Origin of the sequence: Brachybacterium halotolerans subsp. kimchii, from assembly GCF_020792675.1 — a bacterium.
Lineage (GTDB): Bacteria > Actinomycetota > Actinomycetes > Actinomycetales > Dermabacteraceae > Brachybacterium > Brachybacterium halotolerans.
In genome coordinates, this window is record NZ_CP086254.1 from 2,746,079 (window position 1) to 2,771,288 (window position 25,210).

Consider the following 25,210-nt stretch of genomic DNA (forward strand, 5'->3'; position numbering starts at 1 on the left):
GTTCCGACAACCGGGGCTCAGCGCTGCCCGTAGACGTTCTGGTAGCGCTCGAAGAGGGAGTCGACGAGCGCCTCGGGGACCTCCAGCGGCTCGCCGAGCTGGCGGGAGACGTGCACGGTGCGCGCGACCTCCTCGCACATGACGGCTGCCTTCACCGCGTCGCGGGCGTCGCGCCCGATGGTGAACGGGCCGTGGTTCCGCATGAGCACGGCGCGCGAGCGCGAGTCTCGCAGGGTCTCGACGATGCCCTGGCCGATCGAGTCGTCGCCGATCACGGCGAGCGGGCCCACGGGGATCGGCCCGCCGAACTCGTCGGCCATCATCGTGAGCACGCAGGGGATCTCCTCGCCGCGCGCCGCCCAGGCGGTCGCATAGGTCGAGTGGGTGTGCACGACCCCGCCCACCTCGTCCATGTGGCGGTACACGTAGGCGTGCGCGGCGGTGTCGGAGGAGGGGGAGAGCGCCTCGGGCGTGCCGTCGGCGATCTTCTCCCCGTCCAGCGTGCACACGACCATGGTCTCGGGGGAGAGGTCGTCGTAGGAGACGCCGGAGGGCTTGATGACGAAGAGCTCCGGGGCATCCGCGGCTTCCAGGGCATCGGCCGACGGCACGCCGGCCGACGGGCGGGGCACGCGCTCGGACACGTTCCCGGCGGTCCAGACGACCAGGCCGTTGCGCGGGAGCTCCGCGTGCAGCGCGGCGACACGCTCGCGGGTCCGGGCGACCGCCTCCTGGACGGCCTCGGGGAGCTCGGTGAGGACGAGGGTCATGGGGCTCCTTCGACGTGAGGCCACATCGTCATGGCAACGTTCACATTACGGGTCCGACGACGACCCGCGCAAGGCAGGACCGCGGATTGCGCGCGAGCGGCGCGAAAGGGGCGCGCCCCGTCGGGCTCAGTCGATCGACTCCCCGGCGAGGCGCTCCACGGGCAGTGCCGCGCGGTAGCCGCGCAGCCAGTCGGCGTAGCCTCGCGCGCCCTCGTCGGTCGGCTCGAGCGTCGTGACCTCCTGGGAGGCGAAGACCTCGTCGGCCAGGAAGCGGCGCAGCGCCTCCGTGGTCGCCCCGTCGGCTCCGCCCGGCGCCGCCCCGTCCGATGCGGCCCGGCCGGTCCTCCCCTCGGCGAGCTGCGCCGTGTGCGCGGCGAGCAGCGCCATGCCCCAGGCGCCGCCCTCGCCGGCCGACGCGCCGAGGGCGACCGGCGTGCGCAGGGCGTCGGCGAGGACCTGCTGGGCCACGCCCTTCGTGCGGAAGATGCCGCCGTGGGCGTACATGACGTCGAGCCCCACCTTCTCCTCCTCGAGGAGCACCTCCATGCCCACGGCCAGCGCGCCGAAGGCCCCGTGCAGCTGCGCGCGCATGAGGTTCTCGAGCGTGAAGCTCGCCTGTTGGGTGCGCACGAGCAGCGGCCGACCGGAGTCGACGCCCGTCTGGTGCTCTCCCGAGAGGTAGTTGAAGGACAGCACCCCGCCCGCGTCCGCATCGCCCGCGGCGCCCGCCTCGAAGAGGCGTGCGTACAGTTCCTCGGTGTCCACGTCCTGCCCGAGCAGCTGCGCGAACTGCGCGAACACGCCGAGCCACTGGTCGAGATCTCCCGTGCAGTTGTTCGTGTGGATCATCGCGACCGGATCGCCCGAGGGCGTCGTGACCATGTCGATCTCCTCGCGGGGCGTCGCGAGCGGACGCTCGAGCACGACCATCGCGAACGCGCTGGTCCCGGCGCTCACGTTGCCCGTGCGCGGTGCGATCGCCTGCGTCGCGACCATCCCCGTGCCGGCGTCCCCCTCGGGCGGGGCGGTGAGGGCGCCCGCCTCGAGGGCGCCCGACGGATCGAGCAGTCGCGCGCCCTCCTCGGTGAGCGTCCCGGCGTCCTGCCCGGCCACGAGCACCTCGGGGAGCAGGTCGGCGAGTTCCCAGGGGACGTCCGCGACGGCGTCGAGGCCGGTGAAGCGCCCGAGGAGCTCGCGGTCGTAGTCCGGTGCGCCGCCCGCGGAGGAGATCGGGAACATGCCGCTGGCGTCGCCCACGCCCAGCACGGAGCGTCCGGTGAGGCGGCGGTGGACGAGGCCGGAGAGCGTGGTGATCGCGGCGATGCTCCCCACGTGATCCTCGCCGCCGAGCACGGCGTGCAGGAGATGGGAGACGGACCAGCGCAGCGGGATGTTCTGGCCGAAAGTCTCCGAGAGCAGGGACGCGGCGTCGGAGGTATAGGTGTTGCGCCAGGTGCGGAACGGGGCGAGCAGCTCGCCGTCCGCGTCCAGGGCGATGTAGCCGTGCATCATCGCGGAGATGCCCAGGGACGCCAGGCGGGTGAGCGGCACGTCGTAGTGCGTGCGCACGGCGTCGGCGAGGTCCGCGAAGCACGTGGCGAGCCCCTCCCAGACCTCGTCCATCGGGTAGGTCCAGCTGTCGTCGGCGAGCGTGTTCTCCCAGGCGAAGGAGCCGGTCGCGAGCACGGCCCCCGCATCGTCGATGAGGGCCGCCTTGATCCGGGTCGAGCCCAGCTCGATCCCCAGGTGCGCGCGCCCCTGGGAGATGAGGTCGGCGGCATCGGGGCGGGGAGCGGTCACATCATCGTGGGTCATGGCCCTATTCGATCAGGCGCACCCGGGGTCGGCAACGTGCACATCGGACGCGGTGGAAGATTCCGACCTCCCAGGAGCGGCGGCGCGAGCGTCCGTCCGAGGGGTGGGTGCGCGGTTCAGAGGGGTCGAAGACTCGACTCCCGGACGACGAGCTCCGGCGCGAGCGCGGCCGAGGAGTCGGCCGAGAGGTCGGCCGTGCCGTTCTCTGCGCCTGCCCCGTCCTCGAGCCGCGCGAGCAGCCGGTGCATCGCCGCTCGGCCGAGCTGCGCGAAGGGCTGGGCGACGGAGGTGAGCGAGGGCGTGGAGTAGGTGGCGCCCTCGATGTCGTCGAAGCCCACGAGGGCGACGTCGCGGGGCACCTCGATGCCGCGCTCGCCCAGGGCGCGCAGAATCCCGATCGCCATCAGGTCGTTCGCGGCGAAGATCGCGTCGGGGAGCGCTCGTGCGGCGAGCTTCGTGCCGATCCGGTAGCCCGATCGCGCGGACCAGTCGCCGGGATCCGTGAACTCGCCGTCGGCCCCGACCTCCGCGAGCGTCTCCTCGGTGCCGCGGCGCCGGGCGCGCGCATCGAACCAGTCGACGGGGCCGGGGACGTGCACGATCCGCCGCATGCCCTGGTCGGCCAGGTGCGTGATGACCGCGCGGGCACCGCTCGCCTGGTCCACGCCGACGACCTCGACGCCCGTCGCGTCCAGGGGCCCGGAGGACACCGAGAGCACGGGTGTGGTGCGGGCCGCGGCCTCGGCCACGGGCGTCATGCCGTCGTGCCCGGCGACCACGATGATCCCGTCGACCCCGGACCCGACGAGGTCCGAGGCGACCTGCGCATGCGGCTCACCCGGGGCGACGGTGGTGAGAAGGGTCGAGTAGCCGGCCTCGCGCGCGGCCCGCTCGATCGCCGCGGTCGTCTCCGCGGGGCCGAACAGCGACGAGCCGTCCGACAGCACGCCGACGAGGGCCGAGCGGGTGGTCTTCAGCGCCCGGGCCGCACGATTGCGCGCGTACCCGAGCGCCACGATCGCCTCGAGCACGCGGTCGCGGGTCTCCGGGCGCACGATCGCGGGCTCGTTGAGCACCCGGGAGACCGTCTGGTACGAGACCCCGGCGCGCGCCGCGACATCGAGCATCGAGGGTCGGCGCGAGGTCGTCGGCATGGGAGCTCCGTGGATGTCGGCGGGAGAGGGTCGCTGGAGGGGAGTGCAGGGTGTTTCGAAGGATACGGCGACACGGCGGTGGACATCTGGGTCGCCCATCCGTCGCCCACACCGATGTGAACGTTGCGATTCCGTGACCTCGCGGGCCACGTAAATGCTTGCGCCCGGAGAGGATGTGAACGTTATCATCCATGGTGCTCCACGCCACAGCGCATGGATCCGATGCCGCCGGCACCGCTGCCGGCCCATCCGCCCGCCGCCCCTGTCCCCGACGCCCGCGCAGCGTGCGCGGGTCGCCGACGCGGGCACCGTTTCGAAGAGGAGACACCATGACCAGCAGCCTTCCCGTTCCCAGCAGGCGCACCTTCCTCGCCGGCGCCGGCTCCCTCGGCGCGATCGCCGCCCTCGCGGCCTGCTCCGGCGGCGGCGCCGGATCCTCCGGCCCCGACACCGAGGCCGACCCCAAGGACCAGACCATCGGCGTGGCCATGCCCACCCAGACCTACGAGCGCTGGGTCCAGGACGGCGCGAACATCAAGAAGTCCCTCGAGAAGGAGGGCTACAAGGTCACCCTCCAGTACGCCGACGACGACATCCCCACTCAGTCCCAGCAGATCGACCAGATGGTCACCCAGGGCGTCGCCGCCCTGATCATCGCCTCGATCGACGGCTCGGCCCTGACCAGCCAGCTCGACGCCGCGAGGGCCGCCGGGATCCCCGTGATCTCCTATGACCGCCTCCTCACCAACAGCGAGAACGTCGACTTCTACGTCACCTTCGACAACTACAAGGTGGGCGTCACCCAGGCGAACTCCCTGCTGTACGGGCTGGGCCTGCTCGACGAGAAGTTCGAGAAGGCCTCCGACGCCCCGAAGGGTCCGCTGAACATCGAGCTGTTCGCCGGCTCGCTCGACGACAACAACGCCCACCTGTTCTGGAAGGGCGCGATCGACACCCTGCAGCCGTACATGGACGACGGCGTGCTCGAGGTGCCCTCCAAGCAGACCGACATCGACCAGTGCGCCATCCAGCGCTGGGAGCAGGAGACCGCGCAGAAGCGCATGGAGAACCTGCTGACCACGCACTACAAGGGCGACAAGAAGCTCGACGGAGTCCTCGCCCCGGCCGACCCGCTCTCGCGCGGCATCATCAACGCCCTGCAGAACGACGGCCGCGGCGACACCATCAAGGACGGCCTGCCGATCATCACCGGCCAGGACGCCGAGATCGCCTCGATCAAGCTGATCGCCGACGGCGTGCAGTTCTCGACGATCTTCAAGGACACCCGCAAGCTCGCCGACCAGGCCGTCGTCGCCGCGAAGGCGTACCTCGAGGGCAAGGAGCCGGAGGCGAACGACACCAAGACCTACGACAACGGCTCGAAGGTCGTCCCCTCCTACCTGCTGCCGGTCGAGATGGTGCTCGAGTCCAACTACGAGAAGATCCTCGTCGACTCCGGCTACTACACGGAGGAGCAGGTCGAGAAGGGCCAGGCCTGAGCGTGCTCGGGACGAATCGGCGTCGGCCGCGGGACCAGCGGTCCCTCACTGCGGCCGACGCCCCCACCCATGCCCGCGCGGTCGACCCGCTCGCCGCGCGCGCCCGTGCCGGATGCACCTGCGCCCGTGGCGCACGCACCTGCGCCCCAGCCCGAAGGAGGGCCCGATGAACGACAGCATCCTCGAGATGCGCTCCATCACCAAGCGCTTCCCCGGCGTCACCGCCCTGAAGGACGTCTCCCTGAGCGTGCGCGAGGGCGAGATCCACGGGATCTGCGGGGAGAACGGCGCCGGGAAGTCCACGCTCATGAAGGTGCTCTCGGGCGTCGAGCCCGCCGGCACCTACGACGGGGAGATCCACTTCCGCGGCCGCCCCATGAGCTTCCACTCGATCAACGACTCCGAGGCCGAGGGGATCGTGATCATCCACCAGGAGCTCGCCCTGGTGCCGCACCTGACCATCGCCGAGAACATCTTCCTGGGCAACGAGCGCTCCCGCGGGGGCGTCATCAGCTGGGGCGAGACGAACGCGGAGGCGCTCAGGCTGCTGCGCCGCGTGGGCCTCGACGAGAACCCGGTGACACCGGTCGGACAGCTCGGCGTCGGCAAGCAGCAGCTCGTCGAGATCGCCAAGGCGCTCTCGAAGAACGTGAGCCTGCTGATCCTCGACGAGCCCACCGCCGCGCTCAACGACGACGACTCCGAGCACCTGCTCGGCCTCATCCGCGGTCTGCGCGACGAGCAGGGCGTCACCTCGATCATCATCTCCCACAAGCTCGGGGAGATCGCCGAGATCGCCGACACCACCACCGTCATCCGCGACGGCTCGACCATCGAGACCATCGACATGCACGGCGGGGCAGCGGCGGGCCGCGCCCTCATCCCGCGCATCATCAAGGGAATGGTCGGGCGGGACATGGACAGCATGTTCCCCGAGCGCAGCGTCGAGATCGGCGAGGAGGTGCTGCGCATCGAGGACTGGCACGTCACCCACCCGACCCAGCCCGACCGGACCCTCGTCGACGGCGTCTCGCTCACCGCGCGCGCCGGCGAGGTCGTCGGCATCGCCGGCCTCATGGGCGCCGGCCGCACCGAGCTCGCGATGAGCGTGTTCGGCCGCTCCTACGGGCGCGAGATCAGCGGGAAGGTGTTCATGCACGGGCGTCCCGCGAACGTGCGCGGTGTGGCCGACGCGATCGGCAGCGGCATCGCGTACGTCAGCGAGGACCGCAAGCGCTACGGGCTCAACCTCATCCAGGACGTGCGGCGCAACATCAGCGCCGCGGCGCTGGGCAAGGTCTCCCGCACGGGCTGGATCGACGGCAACCAGGAGATCTCCGTCGCCGAGCGCTACCGGAAGTCGCTGAACATCAAGACGCCGACGGTGCTCTCGCGCGTCGGCCAGCTCTCCGGCGGCAACCAGCAGAAGGTCGCGCTCAGCAAGTGGCTGTTCACCGAGCCCGACGTGCTGATCCTCGACGAGCCCACCCGCGGCGTCGACGTCGGCGCGAAGTACGAGATCTACACGCTGATCAACGAGCTCGCCGAGCAGGGGAAGGCGATCGTCGTGATCTCCTCCGAGCTGCCCGAGGTGATGGGGCTCGCCGATCGCATCTACACACTGTCCGCGGGTCGCATCACCGGAGAGGTGAGCGCCGCGGACGCCACGCAGGAGCACCTGATGGAGCTCATGACCATGGAGAGGGAGTGAGGGACCACCGATGGCCGGAACCTCCGATATCAAGGACCTGCTCACCAGGAACGTCCGCCAGAGCGGCATCTACATCGCGTTCGTGTTCATCGTGCTGCTGTTCACGGTGCTCACCCGCGGCGCGCTGCTGAGCCCGGGCAACCTCACGAACCTGATCCTGCAGTACTCCTACATCCTGATCCTCGCGATCGGGATGGTGCTCATCATCGTCGCCGGGCACATCGACCTCTCGGTCGGCTCGGTCGTCGCGTTCACCGGCTCGGTCGCCGCCGTGGTCGTCATCCAGCACGGGCTGCCGTGGTGGCTGGGGATCCTCGCGGCCCTGGGCGTCGGCATCCTGGTGGGGCTGTGGCAGGGATTCTGGGTCGCGATCGTCGGGATCCCGGCGTTCATCGTGACCCTCGCGGGCATGCTCATCTTCCGCGGCATGACCATGCAGACCCTGGGCAACGTGTCCCTCTCGCCGTTCCCCGAGGCGTACCAGAAGATCGCCGGCGGCTTCCTCAACGGCCTCTTCGGCGGTCCCGGGTACGACGTGTTCACGCTGGTCGTCGCGGCCGCCGTGGTGATCGTGTTCGCGCTCCAGCAGTGGCGGGCGCGCCTCGCGAAGCTGCGCTACGACCAGAGCGTCGAGGCGCTGTGGATCTTCGCGGTCAAGGTCGCGGTCGTCGCCGTCATCGTGATGGCCTTCGCCTGGCAGATCGCCAACGCCCGAGGCCTCCCCGTGGTGCTGATCCTGCTCGCCGCGCTGATCCTCATCTACTCGTTCGTCAGCCAGCAGACCGTCTTCGGCCGGCACGTCTACGCCATGGGTGGGAACCTGCAGGCCGCACGCCTCTCCGGTGTGAAGACGCGCCTGGTGAACATGATGCTGTTCGTGAACATGGGCCTGCTCTCCGCGATCGCCGGCATCGTCTACTCGGCCCGCTCGAACTCGGCGCAGCCGGGGGCGGGCAACATGTTCGAGCTCGACGCGATCGCGGCCGCGTTCATCGGCGGCGCCGCCGTCAGCGGTGGCGTGGGCAAGGTGCAGGGCGCGATCATCGGCGGCCTGATCATGGCGGTCATGTCCAACGGTATGCAGATCATGGGCATCGGCCAGTCCACCCAGTCGATCGTGCGCGGCGTGGTGCTGATCCTCGCCGTCGCCTTCGACGTCTACAACAAGAAGCGCGCTGGCGCCGAGGGGTGAGGCCGCCGGGACGGCGGCCCGGCGGTCCGGCCGGGTGACCCGGTGCTCCAGTGGCCGGCACCCATCGCTGCCGCCGTCGGCCGCCGTGGTCGCCGCCGTCGGCCGCCCGTGGAGCGTGAGAAGTACGAAACCGTTGCCAAGAGTGCTCATGGCAACGGTTTCGTACTTCTCACGCCCATGCGGCCGCGTGGTCGGCCTGCGCCGGGGTCCTCTGGGTGATCGGGCCGGATCCTTGCTCGTCGAGGAGCTCCTGGGTGGCACGGCACATCACACCTCCTCGATGCCCTCAGCCGAGCACGTCGGAGCGACCCGCAGGGCAAAGATATGAGGATGGCGAACCACCGAAGCGCTGTGGTGGTTTGCCATCCTCATATGTTCGTGCCCGTGTGCCCGTGTGCCCGTGTGCCCCACCGCCGAGGGGGAGTCCGTCGGCCCGCGCTACCCCTTCAGCCCGGTCCCCGCGACGCCCTCGACGATCTGGCGCTGGAAGACGAGGTAGAGCAGGACCAGGGGGAGGGCGGCGAGGATCGCGCCGGCCTGGATGTCGGCGAAGCGCTGACCGAAGCTGCCCTGCACCGTCGCGAGTCCGACGGGGATCGTCATCAGGTTCGGGTTGGTGAGGACGAACAGCGGCAGCAGCAGGTTGTTCCACACGCCCACGAAGGTGAGGATCGCGACCGCGGCGATCACGGGGCGCGAGAGCGGCATGATCACCGACCAGTAGATCTTCCAGAGTCCGGCGCCGTCGATGCGCGCGGCCTCCTCGAGCTCGCGGGGGATGCCGTCGAAGAACTGCTTGAAGATGAACACCGAGATCACCGCGGGGACCTGCGGGAAGATCACGGCCCAGTAGGTGTTCAGCAGGTTCGCGGCGCCCAGCATCTCGAAGATCGGCACGATGAGCACCTGGCTGGGGATCATGATGCCCAGCAGGATCATCAGCATCACGGTGGTGCGGCCGCGGAAGCGCATCCGGGAGAGCGCGAAGGCGGCCATCGAGGCGAACACGACGGTGAGGACGGTCGTGAGGATGCCGGTGATCGCGCTGGCCAGGTACCAGTTCCAGATGTCGCCCGCGCCGAAGAGCGTCGAGTACGAGTGCAGAGTCGGGTACCAGTGGGAGAGGATCTCGTTCGCGCCGAGCGCCGCGACGCCGTTCTCGGACAGCGAGGTCTTCAGCGCGAACAGGCTCGGGATCAGCCAGATCACCGCGAACACGACCAGCACGATCCAGGTGACGATCGTGAAGGTGCGTCCGCTGATGCCGGCCCCCGAGGACCGGGCAGGGGGAGCGGCGGCGGAGATCGCGCCGCCCACGCCGGATCGGCCTGCGCGCCCGGCGCCCGGGGTGGTCGCGGTGGTCGTGGTCATGGCTCAGGCCTCCTGGTCGCGACGTGCGGCCACGCGCTCGACGATCTCGCGGATCACGGCGATGGCGACGATGATGATGAACAGCAGCACCGAAGCGGCCGATGCGGCGCCGATGCGGTTGTCGGTGAAGGCGGTGCCGGTGATCAGGCCGAGGCTGACCTGGGTGGAGATGCCCGGACCCCCGTTGGTCATCAGGTAGACCTGGTCGAAGATCTTCAGGCTCGCGATGATCTGCAGCAGGATGACGAGCGTCGTGGTGCGGCGCAGCAGCGGGATCGTCACGTGCCGGATCTGCTGCCAGGTGCTCGCGCCGTCGACGGCCGCGGCCTCGTAGAGCTCGCGCGGGATGTCCTGCAGCCCCGCGAGATAGAGGATGAAGTTGAACCCGATGGTCCACCACACCGTCGCGATCGCGACGCCCACCATCGCGCTCTTGGGATCGGCGAGGATCCCCGAGCCCGGAGTGAAGCCGAGCAGCGACTGCACGCTCGCGAAGAGGCCCGTGGCCGGCGTGAAGATGAAGACCCAGATCAGGGAGATCGTCGCCGAGGGCAGGATGAACGGCAGGAAGAACGCGAGACGGAAGAACCACTGGCCCCGCTGCAGGCGGTTGGTGAGCACCGCGAAGACGAACGCGAGGATCACCAGCGGCGGCACGGTGTAGATCGTGAACTGCAGGGTGTGCCAGAGGGAGGACCAGAAGTCCGCGCGCGAGAACATCTCGACGTAGTTGTCGAGGCCCGCGAAGCTTCCCAGGCCCCGGTGGACCAGCGAGGTGTTGAAGAAGCTCGCGACGAACATCCAGATCGTCGGCCCCAGCAGGAACGCCAGGTAGAAGATCCCGAAAGGCGCGAGGAAGAGCCAGGCGCCTGGCCCGGTGCCGCGGTCGGAGGGTCGTCCGCCGCGCCCGGACCGACGGGCCGGAGCGTCAGCGCTCGCGGCCGACGGGGCGTTCGGCGCCGACGGGACGTTCGGCGTCGTCGTTGCACTGGTCATGATGCGTGCGTCCCTTCGGCTCAGAGCGGGCTGGGCGTGTCGAGGTAGGTCTGGAGCTGGCTGCGGATGGCGCTCAGCGCGCCCTCCGGAGTGGTCGACCCCTGCTGCACGAGGGCCAGCTGCGCGCCGACCGTCGCCTCGAAGGTCGAGCCCGAGCCCCCGTACCAGGCGGCGTCGTCGTAGTAGGCGTTCTCCGCGGCGGAGGCGTAGTCGGACTGCGGCGTGAGTTTCTTGTACTCCGCGCTGTCGTAGGTGGGGAGGTAGGCGGGGACGTGCCCGCCCTCCGCCCAGGTCATCGACTCGGTGAGCATCGACTTGATGAATCCGAGCGCCTGCGTCAGCTGCTCGGGCGTGCGGTCCTTCTTCGGCAGGATGAAGGTGTGGGAGTCGGCCTGCGCGGCGGGCCGGTCGAAGAGGGTGGGGATCGGCGCCATGCCGAACTTCAGGCCCTCGATCGACTGGAAGGTGCTGATCTCCCATTCGCCCTGCAGGTAGATGCCGGCCTTGCCCGTCGCCATCTGCGTCTGGGACCCCGCGTAGTCGATGCCGCGGTTCAGCCAGCCCTTCTCGACCCACTTCTGCAGACGTGCCGTGATGTCCGTGTAGATGTCCTCGTCGACGGTGATCTTCGCGCCCCCGTCCGAGAGGAAGGGGGTGGCGTCCTCGTACTGGTTGTACAGCGACCAGAACAGTCGCCACGGCGTCGCGGTCTCGCTCACGTTCGCGGAGGTCAGGGCCTCCGATCCGGTGACACCCTTGATCTCCTCGAGGGCGGACTCGAAGGTCTCGACCCCCGAGAGGTCGGTGAGGGAGCCGTCGGACTCGAGCAGTCCGGCCTTGTCCATCACGTCATGGTTGAAGAACATGACGAAGGGGTGGGTGTCCAGCGGGATCGCGATGTTCTTGCCGTCGGTGACCTGCGCGCTCCAGGCCTTCTCGTTGAAGTCCGAGGTCTTCAGGCCCACCCTCGCGAGGTCGTCCTCGCTGATGGGGTCGAGGATGCCGCCGTCCCACAGGGGCTTCGCACGCGTGAGGTGGGCGACCGCGACGTCGGGCGGCTGGTTGCCGACGGTCGCGAGCGTGACCTTGGAGTAGTACGGATTGCCCCAGGCGAAGGTCGTGGCCTGCAGCGAGGAGGAGCCGCCGTGGGCCTTCGCGTAGACCTTCTCCATGTCCTGCATGCGCCCGCCGTCTCCGCCGCCGAACAGGTTCCAGAACACGAGGGTCTCGGGGGCGACCTCGCTGCCCACCAGGCCCGCGCCGAGGGGTCCGCCGCAGCCGGCCAGTGCGGCGGACGCGCCGAGCACGGCGGTCGAGCCGAGAAGGGTGCGGCGGCCGACGGGACGTCGGCCGGCAGAGCCGAGGGGCGTGCGCACACGCATGGGGCATCACTCCGTCGTGGATCGGGATCGCGGTGTGAACGTGACCCAGAGCATCTTTGCAACGTTGAGAATACACGCGGCGGTGCCGAGCGCAAAGGGGTGGCGGAGAGCTCGGCGGGCGCTGGGCGCGCAGGACGCCGGGGTGCCGTCGGGCGCACTCCGGACACGCTCCGGGCGCGCTCAGCGGCGACGTGAGCCGCCCCCTCAGCCCTCCGGCGTGCTCCCGCGGACCACGAGCTCGTGCGGCGCGGTGATCGTGCGCGGACCCCCCTCGTAGCCGTTGATCCGCTCGATGAGCATGTCGAGGGCCGCCTTGACCAGGAACTGCTTGTCCGGACGGATCGTCGTGAGCGGAGGATGGGCGAAGAGCGCCTCAGGGCTGTCGTCGTAGCCGACCACCGCGACGTCGCCCGGGACGGTGCGGCCGCGGTCGCGCAGGCCGGCGAGCGCGCCGAGGGCGATCTCGTCGTTGCCGCACACCAGGCCGTCGAGGTGCGGATGCGCGTCCAGCAGGCGGTGCGCGGCCTCGCGCCCGTCGGCCCGATGCCAGTCCGCGACCTCCTCGATCGGCGCCCGCGCGGGGTCGAGGTCGTGGCGCCACAGGGCCTGGCGGAAGCCCTCGATGCGCAGGCCGGAGGAGCTGTGGGGCGCGGGGTCCGTGGTCTCCATGGCGCCCACGAAGGCGAGCCGGCGCCGGCCGCGCTCGAGCAGGTGGGCGGTGGCGTCGGCGGTCGCCCGCGTGTTGTCGATCCGGACGTAGTCGGATCCGGGCGGCAGGTGCGCGTCGGAGAGGTGCTCGCCGATGAACACGGTGGGCTGGTCCACGTGCTCCATCTGCGCGAGGTAGTCCTCGCCCACCTGCATGGGGTTGAAGATGACGCCGTCGCCCAGCCGCCGCCGGAAGCCGCGCAGCACCTCGATCTCCTCGTCGCGGCCCGCGGAGGTGGTGTGCAGGACGACCGTTCGGCCCCGGCCCTGCGCCTCGTCGATGAAGGTCTGCGCGAGGTTCGAGAAGTAGCTGAAGTTCAGCGAGGGGACAGCGAGGGTGACGATGCCGCTCGCACCGGTGCGCAGCTGCTGGGCGGCGAGCTGGGGCCGGTAGCCCGTCACCGCGATCGCCTCCTGCACGCGGGTGCGGGTGGACTCCCGCACGTGCGGGTAGTCGTGGACGACGTTGGACACCGTCTTGATGGAGACGTCCGCGATCTCGGCGACGTCGCGCAGCGTGGGCGGTCGGCGCCGTGCGCGGCGGGTGGACGGTGGCATGCGGCTGATTGTGCCACCGCGGGGTGCCGCGGGAAGCCGCTTGCCTGCGGGGTCCGCAGGATCGGCGCGGCGGAGCGCCTCCTCCTGGCCTCCTCCCGGCAGCGGCCGCGGGGAACTTCTTGACGGCCGACGGGGGCCGTGGTGAGATCGTCTGCAACGTTGTAGACGATGAAAGGCCCCGCCGCGATGACCCGCACCGTCACCCTCGCCCTGCACCCCGCCTTCCGGGTCGCGCCCGTGCGCCCGCGCACCTTCGGGGCCTTCGTCGAGCACCTGGGCCGCTGCGTCTACGGCGGCATCTTCGAGCCCGACCACCCCGCGGCCGACGAGGCGGGCTTCCGCACCGACGTCCTCGACCTCACGCGCGAGCTGGGCGTCACCAGCGTCCGCTACCCGGGCGGCAACTTCGTCTCCGGGTACCGGTGGGAGGACGGCGTCGGCCCCGTCGAGGAGAGGCCCGCGCGCCACGACCTCGCGTGGCACTCGACGGAGCCGAACACCGTCGGCCTCGACGAGTTCATGGCCTGGGCCGAGCGCGCCGGCGTCGAGCCGATGTACGCGGTGAACCTGGGCACCCGCGGCGTCCCCGAGGCGCTCGACGTGCTGCAATACGCCAATGCGCCGCAGGGCATCGCGCTCTCCGACGCGCGCGCGGCCCACGGCCACCCCGAGCCCTACGGGATCCGCATGTGGTGCCTGGGCAACGAGATGGACGGCCCCTGGCAGACCGGCCACAAGACCGCCCAGGAGTACGCCCGCACCGCCGCCGAGACCGCGCGCGCCATGCACCAGGAGGACCCGGGGCTCGAGCTCGTCGTCTGCGGGTCCTCGAGCTCGCAGATGCCCACCTTCGGCGCCTGGGAGGCGACTGTCCTCGCCGAGACCTACGACCTCGTGGACATGGTCTCCGCCCACGCCTACTACGCCGAGAAGGACGGCGACCAGGCCTCCTTCCTCGCTTCGGCCGACGACATGGACCACTTCATCGACGCCGTCGTCGCGACTGCTGACCACGTGCGCGCCGAGCTCAAGGCCGAGAAGCGCATCATGGTCAGCTTCGACGAGTGGAACGTCTGGTACCAGCACCGCGCCGAGTCCCGCCCGCCCGAGGGCGACGACTGGCCCGTCGCGCCCGTGCTGCTCGAGGACACCTACAACGCGATGGACGCCGTGGTCGTGGGCAGCCTGCTGATCTCCCTGCTGCGCCACAGCGACCGCGTCGCCTCGGCCTCCCTCGCACAGCTCGTCAACGTGATCGCCCCGATCATGACCGCGCCCGGCGGGGCGGCCTGGCGCCAGACCACCTTCCATCCCTTCGCGCTCACCGCCCGCCACGCCGCCGGCGAGGTGCTCGACGTGCGCATCGAGGCCCCGACCTTCGCCAACGAGCGCTTCGGCACCTCGAGCGCGGCCGACGCCGTCGCCACCTGGGACGAGAGGGCCGGGGACCTGACCCTGTTCGTCGTGAACCGCGATCCCGAGCGCGAGCTCGACCTCGCCGTGGACCTCGCGGACTTCGGCGGCCTCTCCCTCGTCGAGGCGCTCACCCTCCACCACGAGGACCCCTACGCCGCGAACACCCAGGACGCACCGGACACGGTGACGCCGCAGGCCAACGACTCGATCCGGGTCGAGGGCGGCCGGCTGTCCGGCGCGCTGCCCGCGATCTCCTGGAGCCTCGTGCGGCTGCACCGGGACTGACCGGTCGGCGCCCTCAGCCCTCGTCGGCGAACCGACTGCAGGCGGGGCAGCGGGTGAGCAGGTCGTGCCGGCAGGTGCGCACGTGCTCGAGGAAGGACTCCGCGTCCGCGAGGCGCTCGCGCTGGGCGCGGATGCGCGAGAGGCGCTCCTCGATCACCTGCGCGCGCCCCGCCTCGTCGCGGTGCAGCACGAGGCGGATCTCCGCGAGCGAGAGCCCCACCTCCTGGCATGCGCGCAGCACGCGCAGGCGTCGCACCTGCTCCTCGTCGTACTCGCGGTGGCCCGAGGCCGTGCGCGAGGGCGAGACCACGCCCATGTCGTCCCAGTGCCGCAGCACGTGGGCCGGCACCCCGATCAGCCGCGCGGCGTCCCCGATCCTCATCGGGCCATCCTGGCATTGACCTCAGGTCGACCTGAAGCCCTAGCGTCCCCGGCATGGAGACGAAGACGCACCCCCTGGCGCTGCCCGCGCCCGCCATGGTCGATCTCGACGGCATCCGCACGGCCACCTGGCTCCTCGAGTCGGCGGTGGGCGGGCCGACGGGGCGGACGTCGGTGCGGCCGACGGGCCGGGACGTCGTGCTGTGCCATGGAACTCCCTGGTCGGCGCGGGTCTGGGCCCATGTCGCGGCGACCCTGGCCGCGGATCGCCGGGTGCTCCTGTGGGACATGCCGGGGTACGGCCGCTCCGAGATGGGGCCGCAGGTCCCGGTGGACCTCGCGACGCAGATGGGCCGGCTTCCCCGCCTGCTCGACGTGCTCGGGATCGAGCGCCCGCACGTGGTCGCCCACGACATCGGCGGCGCAGTGGCGCTGGGCGCCCACCTCCTGCACGGCCAGGACCTCGCCTCGCTGATGCTCTGGGACCCGGTGGTGCTCGAGCCCTGGGGATCGCCGTTCTTCCGGCTGGTCGCGGAGAACGCCGACGTCTTCGCCGCGCTGCCGCCGCAGCTGCACCGTGCGCTCGTGCGCGAGTACATCTCCGGCGCGGCGGGCGGTGCGGCGGGTGACGCTGCGGGCGGCGAGGCCGGCGGCGCGGCGGGCGCCCCGCTCGACGCCCCGGTGCTCGAGCAGCTGGTGGACCCTTGGGCGACGCCCGAGGGGAGGTCCGGCTTCTGCCGCCAGATCGCGGCGCTCACGCCGGCCCACACCCGACAGATCGCGCGCGGCCTGGGCTCGGTGCGCTGCCCGGTCGCGATCGGCTGGGGCGAGGAGGACCCGTGGATCCCCGTCGAGCAGGCGGACAGGCTGTCGGCGGCGCTGCCCGGGAGGCCGACGCCCCGCCTCCTGCCGGGCGTCGGGCACCTGGCGCCCCTCGAAGCACCGCGCGCCGTCGGGGACACGGTGCGGCAGTGGCTCGCGCGGCTCGAGTCCTCCGCGGGCCCCGACGTCTGTGTTCAACCGAGGGGTTGATCGCGGACGTCGGCCGGCGTACTGTCGTCCTCAACCCACCGGTTGACGAAGGACGTGATGAACGACGATGAACTGACGAGGGCCTTCGCCGCCCTCGCCGACCCCACCCGGCGCGACCTGGTCTCCCGGCTCGCCCTCGGCGACGCCGCCGTCGGCGACCTCGCCGCCCCCTACGACATGTCACTGCAGGCCGTCAGCAAGCACATCGCGGTCCTCGAGAGAGCGGGTCTGGTGACCCGCAGCCGCGACGCGCAGCGCCGCCCCGTCCGCCTCGACGCCGAGGCCCTGGGCGAGCTGACCGGATGGATCGACCGGCACCGACGCGCGGCCGAAGCGCGCATGTCCCGCCTCGAGGACGTGCTGGCCGATCCCGAGACCGCCCCGCCCGCCACCCCGACGCATGCACCTTCCGAGGAGGACCAGCCATGAGCACCGACGCACCCCTGACCACCGCACGCATCAGCGCCGACCCCGACCTGCCCGTCGTGCGCATCGAGCGCGACTTCCACGCATCGCCCCAGCAGGTGCTGCGCGCCCACACCGACCCCGAGCTCTTCGCCCGCTGGATCGGCCCGCACGACCTCACCACCCGCATCACCCGCTGGGACGCCACCACCGGCGGCGCCTGGGCCTACGCGGCCTTCCGCACAGACGACCCCGAGGGGGAGTCGTACTCCTTCCACGGCAGCTTCCACGACGTGCTCCCCGACCGCATCGTCCAGACCTTCACCTACGACGCCTGGCCCGAGGCCGTGACCCTGGAGACCGTCCGCGTCGAGGACCTCGGCAACGGCCGCACCCGCCTGCACGGATGCTCGCTCTTTGACTCCTTCGCCTCCCGCGAGCAGATGCTCGCGAGCGACATGGAGAGAGGCGTGCAGCAGGGGTACGAGGCCCTCGACGCGCTCCTGACCGAGCGGGGCGAGCAGCGATGACCGCGCCCCTCCCACAGCTCCCGCCCGCCGAGAAGTACCGGGCCATCTCCGACCGCTTCACCGCGACCGTGCGCGGCACGGCCGACTGGGACGCGCCCACGCCCGTGGTCGAGTGGAGGGCGCGCGACGTCGTCGACCACCTGGTGACCTGGCTGCCCGCGGTCATCGAGGACGGCTCCGACGTGCGCTTCGCGCCGGGGTCGTCGGCCGAGGAGGACCCGGTCGGTGCCTGGACGCACCTCGACGAGCAGATCCGCAGGATCCTCGCCGCCCCCGAGGTCTCCGCGCGCCCCCACGCGAATCGCCACACGGGGCAGGACCGTGCGGTCGGCGCCGTGATCGACGAGATCTTCACCGGGGACGTCTTCTTCCACACCTGGGACCTCGCGCGCTCGAGCGGCCAGGACGACCGCCTCGATCCCGACATGGTCCACGCGGCGCTCACCGGCATGAGCGCCATGGAGGAGTACCTGCGGCCGACGGGCCAGTTCGGCGAGCAGCAGCCCGTCCCGGAGGGCGCGAGCGAGCAGGAGCGGCTCTTCGCCTTCCTCGGCCGCGATCCGCGCTGGGCGCCGCCGGCGGGCTCAGGACAGGGCCGGCTCGGCCTCGGGAGCTGACTGCGGGGTGGGAGTGGGCGACGACGGACGGCGCGAGATGCACAGTGTGACGCCGGCGGCTGCGAGCCCCGCGACCGCGCCGAGCGCGAAACACAGGCGGAAGGCGTCCAGCGTGGGGATCGCCGCGCTGCCGAGCGGCATGGTGACCGAGGTGAGCACGATCGCCATCACCGCCCCGGCGCTCGTGGTGCCCATCGAGCGCATGAGCGAGTTCAGCCCGACCCCCGCCCCGGCCTCCGCCTCGGGGGCGTTCTCCATGATCAGCGTGGGCATGGCCGCGTAGGCGATGCCCACGCCGGCGGAGGACACGCAGGAGGCGAGCATGAGCTGCCACGGCGCACCGGTGAGGAAGAACGCGAGGACGTACCCGGAGGCGAGCACGATCATGCCGATCGCGAGGGTGATCCGCCCGCCCAGGCGGTCCAGCATGCGGCTCGAGATCGGGGTGAAGGCGAGCATCATCAGGCCCGCCGGCGCCATCCAGAGTCCCGCCTGCAGCATCGTCTGGTGCAGGCCGTAGCCGGTCGCGTCCGGCGCCTGGAGCAGCTGGGGCATCACGATCGACTGCGCCATCATCCCGAACCCGGCGAGCACCGCCGCGATGTTCGTGAGCAGGATCGGCCGACGGGCGGTGGTGCGCAGGTCCACCAGCGGGCTGGTGCGACGCAGCTCGAAGCGGCCCCAGAGGAGGAGGACCAGCAGCCCGCCGAGGATGGTGCCGAGGGTCGCCGGGCTCGTCCATCCCCAGCTGCTGCCCTTGGACACGCCCACCAGCACTCCGACGACGCCGACAGCCATGCCGAGCGCGCCGAGCACGTCGAGGCGCCCGGAGGCCGCGGCGGGCCGATGGGGGAGGGCCGCTGCGGTGGCGATCACCATGATGGCGGCGAGGGCGCTGGCCACCCAGAAGAGGGCGTGCCAGTCGTAGGACTGGGCGATCCAGGCCGAAATCGGAAGACCCAGGGCGCCTCCGACGCCGAGCGTGGCGCTGATGCCGGCCACGGCCGCGTTGCGCAGATGGGCGGGCATCACCTCGCGGACGAAGCTGATGGCGACGGGGATGTACCCCATCGCGAGGCCCTGCAGCACGCGCCCCACGAGGACGGGGGCGAGGGAGTCGCCAAGGGCGCAGACCAGCGAGCCGATGAGCAGGAGGACGGCGGAGGCGAGGAGCACGGGCTTGCGGCCCTTGAGGTCGGCGAGCCGCCCCGAGACGGGCATGGCCACGCCGCCGGCCAGCAGCGTCGCGGTGACGACCCACGCCGCGTTGGCGGCCGAGGTGTCGAGCATGGTGGGCAGCTCGGGCTGGATGGGGATCACGAGCGACTGCATGAGCGAGGCGCTGAGGCTCGAGAAGCCCGCCACGGCGAGGATCAGTGCCGGGCGCCGGGTGGCGGCGCGGTGCGGGGCGACGTCGGGTGTCGGTGTCATCAGGGCCTTCCGGAGAGGTGCGCGAAACGATGTGTAAGTTACACAAGCGACGCTATGTAGACTACACACTGCTCGATGGGAAGCCCATCCCGGGTGACGAGAGGAACGAGATGACCGCGCACGAGGGCGACGATCCGACGATGGACGTCGAGGGCGGCAGGCGCCTGGCCGGCCAGTACGCGAGGCTCGAGCGCTTCCGTCGCAGCCATCAGCAGAACATGCGTCTGGGGACCGCCGACCTGCGGATCCTCTGGCTGTTCACGGATGGGTCGCCGCGCACGCTCAAGGAGATCGCTCGCGAGCTCGGCCTCGAGCAGTCGACGGTGAACCGCCAGGTGAACGCGGCCGTGGCCGACGGGCTCCTCGAGAAGACGCGCCCCGCGGCGGGGTCCGCCTTCCATGTCGTGAGCACGCAGGCCGGCAGGGACGTCTTCGAGAAGGACGTCGCCATCTCTCTCCAGGGGTACGAGGCCGCCCTGCGCACGCTGGGGGAGGCCGACTCCTCACGGCTGCTGGAGCTCCTGGAGCGATTCGTCGACGCCTACGGATCTCTCGCCCCCGGGGACGACGCCTCGTGACCTGATCGGGTGCGTCCCCGGGAGTCCCAGCAGATGGACATCGCTCGGGAATTCCCCACGTGGGAAGAGAACGCGCCTAGGCTCGGGGAATGTTCTCGAACCTCTCCGCCGGAGCACTCGGCCTGGACCTCGACCTGCCCACCGCCGTCGACCTCGCCGCGAAGCACGGCTTCGGCGGCGTCGACCCCGATCTCGGACACTTCCGCTCGCTGGGCAGCACCGCAGCCGTCCGCGAGTTCGCCGACTCCGTGCGCGAGCGCGGACTGGAGTGGGGCATGACGGGGCTGCCCGTGCCGCTCGATGCTCCGGCCGAGGAGTTCCGCCGCGCCCTCGTCGATCTCCCGGAGAGCCTGGACCTGCTCACCGCTGCCGGCGTCACGCGCGTGGGCACCTGGATGCGGCCGATGCACGACGAGCTCGACCACCGCCGCAACTGGCGGCTGCACGCCGGGCGCCTCGCGCTGGTCGCCGACCTGCTGGCCGACGCCGGCCTGCGCATCGGCCTCGAGTACATCGGGCCCAAGACCTTCTGGTCCACCGAGCGCTTCCCCTTCATCCACTCGCTGCGCGAGGCCCGCGAGCTGATCGCCGATTCGGGTGCCGACAACGTGGGCCTCATCCTCGACAGCTATCACTGGTACACCGCCGGCGAGGACGTGTCGGACCTCGAGGGCCTCACCGACGCCGACATCGTCTCGGTCGACATCAACGACGCCCGCGACGACCGCGAGCGCGACGAGCAGCAGGACCTCGACCGACGCCTGCCCTTCGCGACCGGCGTCATCGACGTCCCCGGCTTCATGGGCGCCGTGCGCGCGGCCGACTACTCGGGCCCCGTGAAGATCGAGCCGTTCATGAAGGAGCTCGCCGAGCGCCCCGTCGACGAGGTGCTCGAGCAGATCTCGGGCCTCCTGGACCGCGCGATCGCGGGGGAGTGAGGCCAGCGCCCGGCCCGGCGCGGAACAACTGACGCGGTCCGGTCGAGCAGAAGATATGAGGCCGGCGAACCAAGAGAAGCTTCTCTTGGTTCGCCGGCCTCATATCTTGTGGGGGACCGTGGCACTTCGTGCGGGCCGCGGGGCCTCGGAGCCGTTTTCGCCCCGTCGGACTCATGCGTCGGCGTGGAGTCCTGTGCCGTACCTGTTGTCGGGGTCGGTGACTGCGACGGCGAGGGTGGTGTCGGACTGTCCGTAGTAGGCGAACCAGCGGTCGTGGAACTTCACGAGTCCTTCGACGAAGGTGACGTTGGAGACCAGGCCGTGGGTGTCCTCGTAGGTCTGCGGGCGCAGCCAGGGCTCTTGGAGACGGGCGAGGACCGTGGTCGGTTGGGCGGGGTCGATGACGATCTGTCCGCAGCGGTAGTCGACGCCGGTGGTGCCGTCCTCGTGGACGATGCGGGTGGCGCCGTTGGTGAGCATGAGCAGCAGTCCGGTGTCGGTGAGGACGGGGGAGGTGCCGATCTCCACGAGGGCTTCGTCGAAGGTGCCCGGGGTGGGGGAGTACATGGGTTCGGTGTCGGGTGTTCCGGGTGTCCAGTGGATGAGGTCGTCGCTGGTGGCCCAGTAGATCGCTCCCTCTCCGAAGTACATCCACCACTGTCCGTGGATCTGCTGGGGGACGATCACGCCGGCCTTCGACCAGTTCTGCTTGCCGTTGTCGCTGACCGCGGCGAAGGTGTTGAAGTCCTCGAAGAGTGGTCCGTGCTTGGTCCAGGTGCGCAGGTCCGGTGAGGTCGCCAGGCACAGCTGGGCGGTCTCGCGGTCCCAGCCCGTGTAGGTCAGGTAGTAGGTGCCCTCGATGCAGGCGATGCGGGGGTCCTCGCAGCCGTACCGCTCGTAGTCGTGCTCGGGGGACAGGATCGGGGCGTCCTCGCGCTCGAAGTGGTAGCCGTCGTCGCTGAAGGCGATGCCGATGTGGGAGACGATGTCTTCGGCGTGGGCGCGGTAGAGGAGGACGACCTGGTCGTCGACGACGAGGGCTGCGGGGTTGTAGAGGTTCGCCGATTCCCAGGAGTCGCCCTTCGGGCGCAGGATCGGGTTGTGCTCGTAGGGGGTGAACGGCCCCAAGGGGAAGCGTGCATCGCCGAAGAGGCTGACGGTGGTCATGGTTGTCCTTCGCGGTTCGGGGGTGTGGTGAGGGGGCTGTGGTTTGCCTGCACCGGTCGTCATGGAGACCGGAGCGGTTCGTGAGGGCCTGCCGCCGGGTCGGATGCGCGCATCGAGCAGTGAGGACTTCACCCCTTGATGCCGGCTCCGATGTCGGATGCCGTGAAGTAGCGCTGGAACAGGCAGAACAGGATCACCACGGGGAAGGCGAGCGTGCAAGCGCCGGCGAGGATCGCGCCGTTGGGGTTCGCGACCGTCCCGGCGACGTTGTTGATGTAGTTGGCGAGCGCCACGGCGAGCGGCTGCATCGAGGACTCCTTGGTGATGAGGAACGGCCAGAGGAACTCGTTCCACGGGCCGATGAAGGTGATCAGCACGACCGTCGCGATGGCAGGGCGGACCATGGGGATCGCGATGGACCACAGCACGCGCAGCTCGCTGGCGCCGTCGATGCGCGCCGCTTCGAAGATCGACTCCGGCAGGCTCCGGAAGAACTGGCGGAAGATGAACACCGCCGTCGTGTTGATGAGCGAGGGCAGGATCATCCCTGCGTAGGTGTCGCCGAGCCCGTAGTTCCCGGCGATCTGGACGTAGAGCGGGATCATCAGCAGCTGGAAGGGGATCATCTGGACGCCCAGCATGACCACGAACAGCGCGCTGCGGCCCCGCCAGCGGAGCCTGGCGAGGGCGTACCCGGCGGCGAGTCCGAACACGAGGGTTCCCGCGAGGACGCCGGCGGTGAAGACGAGTGAGTTCACGAGCGCCCGCAGCAGCCCGAGCCGCTCGTTGATCGTCGTGAAGTTCTCGAGCGTCCACCCGCCCTGGGGAGCGAGAGCCGACAGGCTCGTCGTCGGGTCCTCCTGGAACGCCCCGATCGCCATGAAGTAGAAGGGGAAGATGAAGACCAGAGCGATGACGGCGAGCACCGCGTACACAGACCCCCGTGACCTGCGCCTGCGGCCTGCGCGGTCCGGGGTGGCCCCGGGGGTCGAACGATCGACGGACATCTCAATCCTCCTTCGTCAGGCGCGTCGATATCAGTGACAGCAGGCCGACGAGGATCACGAGGATCACGCCGATCGCCGAGGCGAGGTCCGGGTTCCCCTGCTGGATGCCCTTCTGGTAGATGAGCAGGACGGGTGAGGCCGAGGCCCCGTCGGGCCCGCCCCCGTTGGTGAGCAGGTAGGGCTCCGTGAACAGGTTCGAGCCGGTGATGATGGCGAGGATCAGCACGAGCAGCGTCGTGGAGCGGACCCCGGGGACGGTGATGTGCAGGAAGCGCTTCGCCGCCCCGGCGCCGTCGACCTGCGCGGACTCGTAGAGCTCCTTGGGGACGTTCTGCAGGGCGGCCAGATACAGCAGGACGTAGAACCCGAGCTGCTTCCAGGTCACGAACAGTGCGATGGAGGGCATCGCCAGGTGCGAGTTCACGAGCCACGAGGGGTCAGGGGCGAACGGACCGAGGATCGAGTTGACCAGCCCGTCCTGCGAGAACATGAGCATCCAGACGCCGATCAGGGACACGCTCGCGGTCACGTAGGGGACGTAGAAGGCGACCCGGAAGGCCGCTGTCCAGCGCGTCAACGAGTTCAGCGCCGAGGCGAGCACCATCGAGAGGATCACCGTCAGCGGGACGTTGATGATCAGGAACACCGCGATGTTCGCGAAGGAGCCGAGAACGCGCGGATCGCTGAGCACGGCGCGGTAGTTCGCGAGCCCCACGAACGGGTGGTCGGCGTGGACGCCGGGCGCTGTGAACACGTAGTCGAAGAACGAGATGTAGACGGCATAGCCCAGCGGGTACGCCATCACCACCGCCAGGAAGACCATGTAGGGGAGGGACATGCCGAGCCCCAGCGGCTGTGTGCCGAGAAGGCGTCGCCACCACGGGTCGCGGGCGGAGGTGCGGGCGCGAGGCGCCGCGAGAGCGGAGGGAGTCGTCATCGTCATCACTCCTTGATCAGGGCGTCGATCTGGTGGGCGACGTCCTCGAGCCCCTGCTCCACGGAGTCGGTCCCGAAGATCACCGCCCCGGAGTACGCGTCGCGGAATCTCTGCCAGATCTCGATCCCTCCGGAGACGTACGGGACGTCGGCCACGCGGTCCGCCTGGTCGGCGAAGCTCGTGTAGTCGGGGTTCTTCGCGAAGTAGTCCGGGTACACGGAGGCGAGATCCTGGCGCAGAGGCATCTGCCCCGTCAGCTCGAGGAGCTCCCCGTCCCACTTCTCGTCGGTCGCGAAGGTCAGGAACTCCCAGGCCGTGAGGCGGTTCGTGCTCGTCGAGCACAGAGAGACGTTCTTGGAGTCGGCGAAGGTGATGGTCTTCTCGGCGGCGATCCCCTCGGCCGTCGGCACAGGCATGAAGCCGTAGTCGATCGCATCCTTGTAGGTCGCGATCGCGTAGGGACCCGCCAGCTGCATCGCGGTCGCGCCCGTGGTCATGGCGTCATCGGTCGACTGCTCCCGTGGTGCCAGCTCCTCGTCGTACATGGACCTCCACATGCGGGCGACCGCCAGTCCGTCGGGCGAGTCGAAGGTCGCCGAACCGTCCTCGATGAGCCGGGTGCCGCCCGTCTGGGCCAGGTAGAGCGGGTAGAAGTCGGACCAGGGCTGATAGAAGTCGCTCGTCGGCGACGGCCAGATCGCGGATCCTGCAGCCCCGGAGGAGACGATCTGACGGGAGGCGTCGAGGAGCTTGTCGAAGGTGTCCAGGTCCGGTGTCTCCGCGTCGAGGCCGGCATCGGCGAAGATCTTCCGGTTGTACATGAGCATGACGGGGTTGGACTTCCACGGCAGCTGGTAGTAGCCGCCCTTCCCCTCGTCCTCGGCATAGTTCCGGGCGCGCGTGCCGCCGCGCTCCTCGATGTGGCGGCGGCCGCCCTCGAAAGTCGTCAGGTCGACGAGACCGCCCGCACGCACCCAGTCCGGGAGAGCAGCGGGAGAGATGTTGAAGATGAGGTCCGGGGTGGTTCCCGCGACGATCGCCGCGGTGATCGCCTCCTCGGAGCTCGAACCGGCCGGGATCTCCTGCAACGTGACCGGTTCGTGCTCGTGCTCGGCGTTCCACGCCTCGCTCACCGCCTTGCCCCAGGCGAGCTCCTGCTCATTGGTGGAGACCCAGATGCTGATCGGACCGCGCGAGGTCGCGGCCTCCTGGGAGTCCACGGCGCTGCGTCCGCACGCCGCGAGGGCGAGCGGAAGAGCGAGCGCTGCGGTGCCGAGAGTGCGGCGGGTGAGGGTCCTCATCGATCTCCTCAGGGACAGTCGGCTCCATG

General features: G+C 70.3%; 22 protein-coding genes and 1 pseudogene. 10 read left to right on the forward strand and 13 right to left on the reverse strand.

Translation table 11 applies throughout. From position 1 onward, the window contains the following. Positions 1-17: 17 nt before the first annotated feature. The 3 genes from Bra3105_RS12325 to Bra3105_RS12335 form a co-directional block, all read right to left on the reverse strand. Entirely contained in the window at positions 18-770 is a 753-nt protein-coding gene (locus Bra3105_RS12325) for an L-ribulose-5-phosphate 4-epimerase (protein ID WP_228357011.1), read from the reverse strand. A 126-nt stretch (positions 771-896) separates the two neighbouring features. After that, positions 897-2,585, reverse strand: coding sequence for a xylulokinase (locus Bra3105_RS12330; RefSeq protein WP_228357012.1), 1,689 nt, complete (start codon positions 2,583-2,585; stop codon positions 897-899). A 116-nt stretch (positions 2,586-2,701) separates the two neighbouring features. Beyond that, positions 2,702-3,739 carry a LacI family DNA-binding transcriptional regulator gene (locus Bra3105_RS12335; RefSeq protein ID WP_228357013.1) on the reverse strand — a complete coding sequence of 346 codons (1,038 nt, stop codon included), beginning with the start codon at positions 3,737-3,739 and terminating at the stop codon, positions 2,702-2,704. 329 nt (positions 3,740-4,068) lie between these two features. Here Bra3105_RS12335 and chvE point away from each other — a divergent pair, with 329 nt between their 5' ends. From chvE to mmsB, 3 genes are all read left to right on the forward strand, one after another. Beyond that, positions 4,069-5,238 carry a multiple monosaccharide ABC transporter substrate-binding protein gene (gene chvE, locus Bra3105_RS12340; RefSeq protein ID WP_228357014.1) on the forward strand — a complete coding sequence of 390 codons (1,170 nt, stop codon included), beginning with the start codon at positions 4,069-4,071 and terminating at the stop codon, positions 5,236-5,238. A 166-nt stretch (positions 5,239-5,404) separates the two neighbouring features. Next, a complete protein-coding gene (mmsA, locus tag Bra3105_RS12345; RefSeq protein ID WP_228357015.1) occupies positions 5,405-6,949 on the forward strand; it encodes a multiple monosaccharide ABC transporter ATP-binding protein in 1,545 nt (514 codons plus the stop codon). Between the two features lie 10 nt (positions 6,950-6,959). Then, positions 6,960-8,141, forward strand: coding sequence for a multiple monosaccharide ABC transporter permease (gene mmsB, locus Bra3105_RS12350; RefSeq protein WP_152354119.1), 1,182 nt, complete (start codon positions 6,960-6,962; stop codon positions 8,139-8,141). 438 nt (positions 8,142-8,579) lie between these two features. Here the strand turns inward: mmsB and Bra3105_RS12355 are convergent, their stop codons facing one another. From Bra3105_RS12355 to Bra3105_RS12370, 4 genes are all read right to left on the reverse strand, one after another. Next, positions 8,580-9,512 (reverse strand): carbohydrate ABC transporter permease, encoded by a 933-nt coding sequence (locus tag Bra3105_RS12355; RefSeq protein WP_228357016.1) that lies wholly within the window; start codon positions 9,510-9,512, stop codon positions 8,580-8,582. Positions 9,513-9,515: 3 nt separating this feature from the next. Continuing rightward, the gene (locus tag Bra3105_RS12360) at positions 9,516-10,508 is read right to left on the reverse strand and encodes a carbohydrate ABC transporter permease (RefSeq protein WP_228357017.1); all 993 of its coding nucleotides are present in this window, start codon (positions 10,506-10,508) and stop codon (positions 9,516-9,518) included. Positions 10,509-10,528: 20 nt separating this feature from the next. Then, positions 10,529-11,890 (reverse strand): extracellular solute-binding protein, encoded by a 1,362-nt coding sequence (locus tag Bra3105_RS12365; RefSeq protein WP_228357018.1) that lies wholly within the window; start codon positions 11,888-11,890, stop codon positions 10,529-10,531. Between the two features lie 204 nt (positions 11,891-12,094). Continuing rightward, the gene (locus tag Bra3105_RS12370; protein WP_228357019.1) at positions 12,095-13,156 is read right to left on the reverse strand and encodes a LacI family DNA-binding transcriptional regulator; all 1,062 of its coding nucleotides are present in this window, start codon (positions 13,154-13,156) and stop codon (positions 12,095-12,097) included. Positions 13,157-13,342: 186 nt separating this feature from the next. Here Bra3105_RS12370 and arfA point away from each other — a divergent pair. Further along, positions 13,343-14,785: pseudogene (gene arfA, locus Bra3105_RS18665) on the forward strand (arabinosylfuranosidase ArfA); the annotation flags it as partial. A gap of 85 nt (positions 14,786-14,870) precedes the next feature. Here arfA and Bra3105_RS12380 read toward each other — a convergent pair. Beyond that, positions 14,871-15,239 (reverse strand): MerR family transcriptional regulator, encoded by a 369-nt coding sequence (locus Bra3105_RS12380; protein WP_228357021.1) that lies wholly within the window; start codon positions 15,237-15,239, stop codon positions 14,871-14,873. A gap of 53 nt (positions 15,240-15,292) precedes the next feature. Here Bra3105_RS12380 and Bra3105_RS12385 point away from each other — a divergent pair, with 53 nt between their 5' ends. The 4 genes from Bra3105_RS12385 to Bra3105_RS12400 are packed head-to-tail and all read left to right on the forward strand — an operon-like array spanning position 15,293 to position 17,822. Next, the gene (locus Bra3105_RS12385) at positions 15,293-16,270 is read left to right on the forward strand and encodes an alpha/beta fold hydrolase (RefSeq protein WP_228357022.1); all 978 of its coding nucleotides are present in this window, start codon (positions 15,293-15,295) and stop codon (positions 16,268-16,270) included. A gap of 57 nt (positions 16,271-16,327) precedes the next feature. Beyond that, positions 16,328-16,699 carry an ArsR/SmtB family transcription factor gene (locus Bra3105_RS12390; RefSeq protein ID WP_228357023.1) on the forward strand — a complete coding sequence of 124 codons (372 nt, stop codon included), beginning with the start codon at positions 16,328-16,330 and terminating at the stop codon, positions 16,697-16,699. Then, positions 16,696-17,205 carry an SRPBCC domain-containing protein gene (locus tag Bra3105_RS12395; RefSeq protein ID WP_228357024.1) on the forward strand — a complete coding sequence of 170 codons (510 nt, stop codon included), beginning with the start codon at positions 16,696-16,698 and terminating at the stop codon, positions 17,203-17,205. Before Bra3105_RS12390 ends, Bra3105_RS12395 begins: the two co-directional genes overlap by 4 nt. Then, positions 17,202-17,822 (forward strand): TIGR03086 family metal-binding protein, encoded by a 621-nt coding sequence (locus Bra3105_RS12400; RefSeq protein ID WP_228357025.1) that lies wholly within the window; start codon positions 17,202-17,204, stop codon positions 17,820-17,822. The genes Bra3105_RS12395 and Bra3105_RS12400 overlap by 4 nt, the downstream gene beginning before the upstream one ends. On the opposite strand, the gene Bra3105_RS12405 is transcribed toward Bra3105_RS12400, so the two are convergent. Next, entirely contained in the window at positions 17,790-19,253 is a 1,464-nt protein-coding gene (locus Bra3105_RS12405; protein WP_228357026.1) for an MFS transporter, read from the reverse strand. The genes Bra3105_RS12400 and Bra3105_RS12405 overlap by 33 nt on opposite strands. A 110-nt stretch (positions 19,254-19,363) precedes the next feature. Here Bra3105_RS12405 and Bra3105_RS12410 point away from each other — a divergent pair, with 110 nt between their 5' ends. Together Bra3105_RS12410 and Bra3105_RS12415 are read left to right on the forward strand one after the other, a co-directional pair. Next, the gene (locus Bra3105_RS12410) at positions 19,364-19,831 is read left to right on the forward strand and encodes a MarR family winged helix-turn-helix transcriptional regulator (RefSeq protein ID WP_228357027.1); all 468 of its coding nucleotides are present in this window, start codon (positions 19,364-19,366) and stop codon (positions 19,829-19,831) included. Between the two features lie 89 nt (positions 19,832-19,920). Further along, positions 19,921-20,769: a sugar phosphate isomerase/epimerase family protein gene (locus Bra3105_RS12415; RefSeq protein WP_228357028.1), complete on the forward strand. Its 849-nt coding sequence runs from the start codon at positions 19,921-19,923 to the stop codon at positions 20,767-20,769. Positions 20,770-20,940: 171 nt separating this feature from the next. Here Bra3105_RS12415 and Bra3105_RS12420 read toward each other — a convergent pair whose 3' ends face one another. The 4 genes from Bra3105_RS12420 to Bra3105_RS12435 form a co-directional block, all read right to left on the reverse strand. Then, positions 20,941-21,936 (reverse strand): glycoside hydrolase family 130 protein, encoded by a 996-nt coding sequence (locus Bra3105_RS12420; RefSeq protein WP_228357029.1) that lies wholly within the window; start codon positions 21,934-21,936, stop codon positions 20,941-20,943. A gap of 128 nt (positions 21,937-22,064) precedes the next feature. Continuing rightward, a complete protein-coding gene (locus tag Bra3105_RS12425) occupies positions 22,065-22,943 on the reverse strand; it encodes a carbohydrate ABC transporter permease (protein WP_228357030.1) in 879 nt (292 codons plus the stop codon). A gap of 1 nt (position 22,944) precedes the next feature. Next, complete coding sequence (locus Bra3105_RS12430; RefSeq protein ID WP_228357031.1) at positions 22,945-23,880, reverse strand: carbohydrate ABC transporter permease; 936 nt, start codon at positions 23,878-23,880, stop codon at positions 22,945-22,947. A gap of 5 nt (positions 23,881-23,885) precedes the next feature. Beyond that, on the reverse strand, positions 23,886-25,181 hold the full coding sequence (locus Bra3105_RS12435; RefSeq protein WP_228357032.1) for an extracellular solute-binding protein: 1,296 nt from the start codon (positions 25,179-25,181) through the stop codon (positions 23,886-23,888). Between the last annotated feature and the right edge of the window lie 29 nt (positions 25,182-25,210).

What these genes read in the sequence shown, in the direction of transcription:
- Bra3105_RS12405 (WP_228357026.1), bottom strand. Translation starts at nt 19,253, where the DNA reads ATGACACCGACACCCGACGTCGCCCCGCACCGCGCCGCCACCCGGCGC.
- Bra3105_RS12395 (WP_228357024.1), top strand. Translation starts at nt 16,696, where the DNA reads ATGAGCACCGACGCACCCCTGACCACCGCACGCATCAGCGCCGACCCC.
- Bra3105_RS12360 (WP_228357017.1), bottom strand. Translation starts at nt 10,508, where the DNA reads ATGACCAGTGCAACGACGACGCCGAACGTCCCGTCGGCGCCGAACGCC.
- Bra3105_RS12365 (WP_228357018.1), bottom strand. Translation starts at nt 11,890, where the DNA reads ATGCGTGTGCGCACGCCCCTCGGCTCTGCCGGCCGACGTCCCGTCGGC.
- Bra3105_RS12385 (WP_228357022.1), top strand. Translation starts at nt 15,293, where the DNA reads ATGGAGACGAAGACGCACCCCCTGGCGCTGCCCGCGCCCGCCATGGTC.
- Bra3105_RS12410 (WP_228357027.1), top strand. Translation starts at nt 19,364, where the DNA reads ATGACCGCGCACGAGGGCGACGATCCGACGATGGACGTCGAGGGCGGC.
- Bra3105_RS12370 (WP_228357019.1), bottom strand. Translation starts at nt 13,156, where the DNA reads ATGCCACCGTCCACCCGCCGCGCACGGCGCCGACCGCCCACGCTGCGC.
- mmsA (WP_228357015.1), top strand. Translation starts at nt 5,405, where the DNA reads ATGAACGACAGCATCCTCGAGATGCGCTCCATCACCAAGCGCTTCCCC.
- Bra3105_RS12355 (WP_228357016.1), bottom strand. Translation starts at nt 9,512, where the DNA reads ATGACCACGACCACCGCGACCACCCCGGGCGCCGGGCGCGCAGGCCGA.
- Bra3105_RS12380 (WP_228357021.1), bottom strand. Translation starts at nt 15,239, where the DNA reads ATGAGGATCGGGGACGCCGCGCGGCTGATCGGGGTGCCGGCCCACGTG.
- Bra3105_RS12325 (WP_228357011.1), bottom strand. Translation starts at nt 770, where the DNA reads ATGACCCTCGTCCTCACCGAGCTCCCCGAGGCCGTCCAGGAGGCGGTC.
- Bra3105_RS12415 (WP_228357028.1), top strand. Translation starts at nt 19,921, where the DNA reads ATGTTCTCGAACCTCTCCGCCGGAGCACTCGGCCTGGACCTCGACCTG.
- mmsB (WP_152354119.1), top strand. Translation starts at nt 6,960, where the DNA reads ATGGCCGGAACCTCCGATATCAAGGACCTGCTCACCAGGAACGTCCGC.
- Bra3105_RS12430 (WP_228357031.1), bottom strand. Translation starts at nt 23,880, where the DNA reads ATGACGACTCCCTCCGCTCTCGCGGCGCCTCGCGCCCGCACCTCCGCC.
- Bra3105_RS12425 (WP_228357030.1), bottom strand. Translation starts at nt 22,943, where the DNA reads ATGTCCGTCGATCGTTCGACCCCCGGGGCCACCCCGGACCGCGCAGGC.
- Bra3105_RS12400 (WP_228357025.1), top strand. Translation starts at nt 17,202, where the DNA reads ATGACCGCGCCCCTCCCACAGCTCCCGCCCGCCGAGAAGTACCGGGCC.
- Bra3105_RS12420 (WP_228357029.1), bottom strand. Translation starts at nt 21,936, where the DNA reads ATGACCACCGTCAGCCTCTTCGGCGATGCACGCTTCCCCTTGGGGCCG.
- Bra3105_RS12435 (WP_228357032.1), bottom strand. Translation starts at nt 25,181, where the DNA reads ATGAGGACCCTCACCCGCCGCACTCTCGGCACCGCAGCGCTCGCTCTT.
- Bra3105_RS12390 (WP_228357023.1), top strand. Translation starts at nt 16,328, where the DNA reads ATGAACGACGATGAACTGACGAGGGCCTTCGCCGCCCTCGCCGACCCC.
- Bra3105_RS12330 (WP_228357012.1), bottom strand. Translation starts at nt 2,585, where the DNA reads ATGACCCACGATGATGTGACCGCTCCCCGCCCCGATGCCGCCGACCTC.
- chvE (WP_228357014.1), top strand. Translation starts at nt 4,069, where the DNA reads ATGACCAGCAGCCTTCCCGTTCCCAGCAGGCGCACCTTCCTCGCCGGC.
- Bra3105_RS12335 (WP_228357013.1), bottom strand. Translation starts at nt 3,739, where the DNA reads ATGCCGACGACCTCGCGCCGACCCTCGATGCTCGATGTCGCGGCGCGC.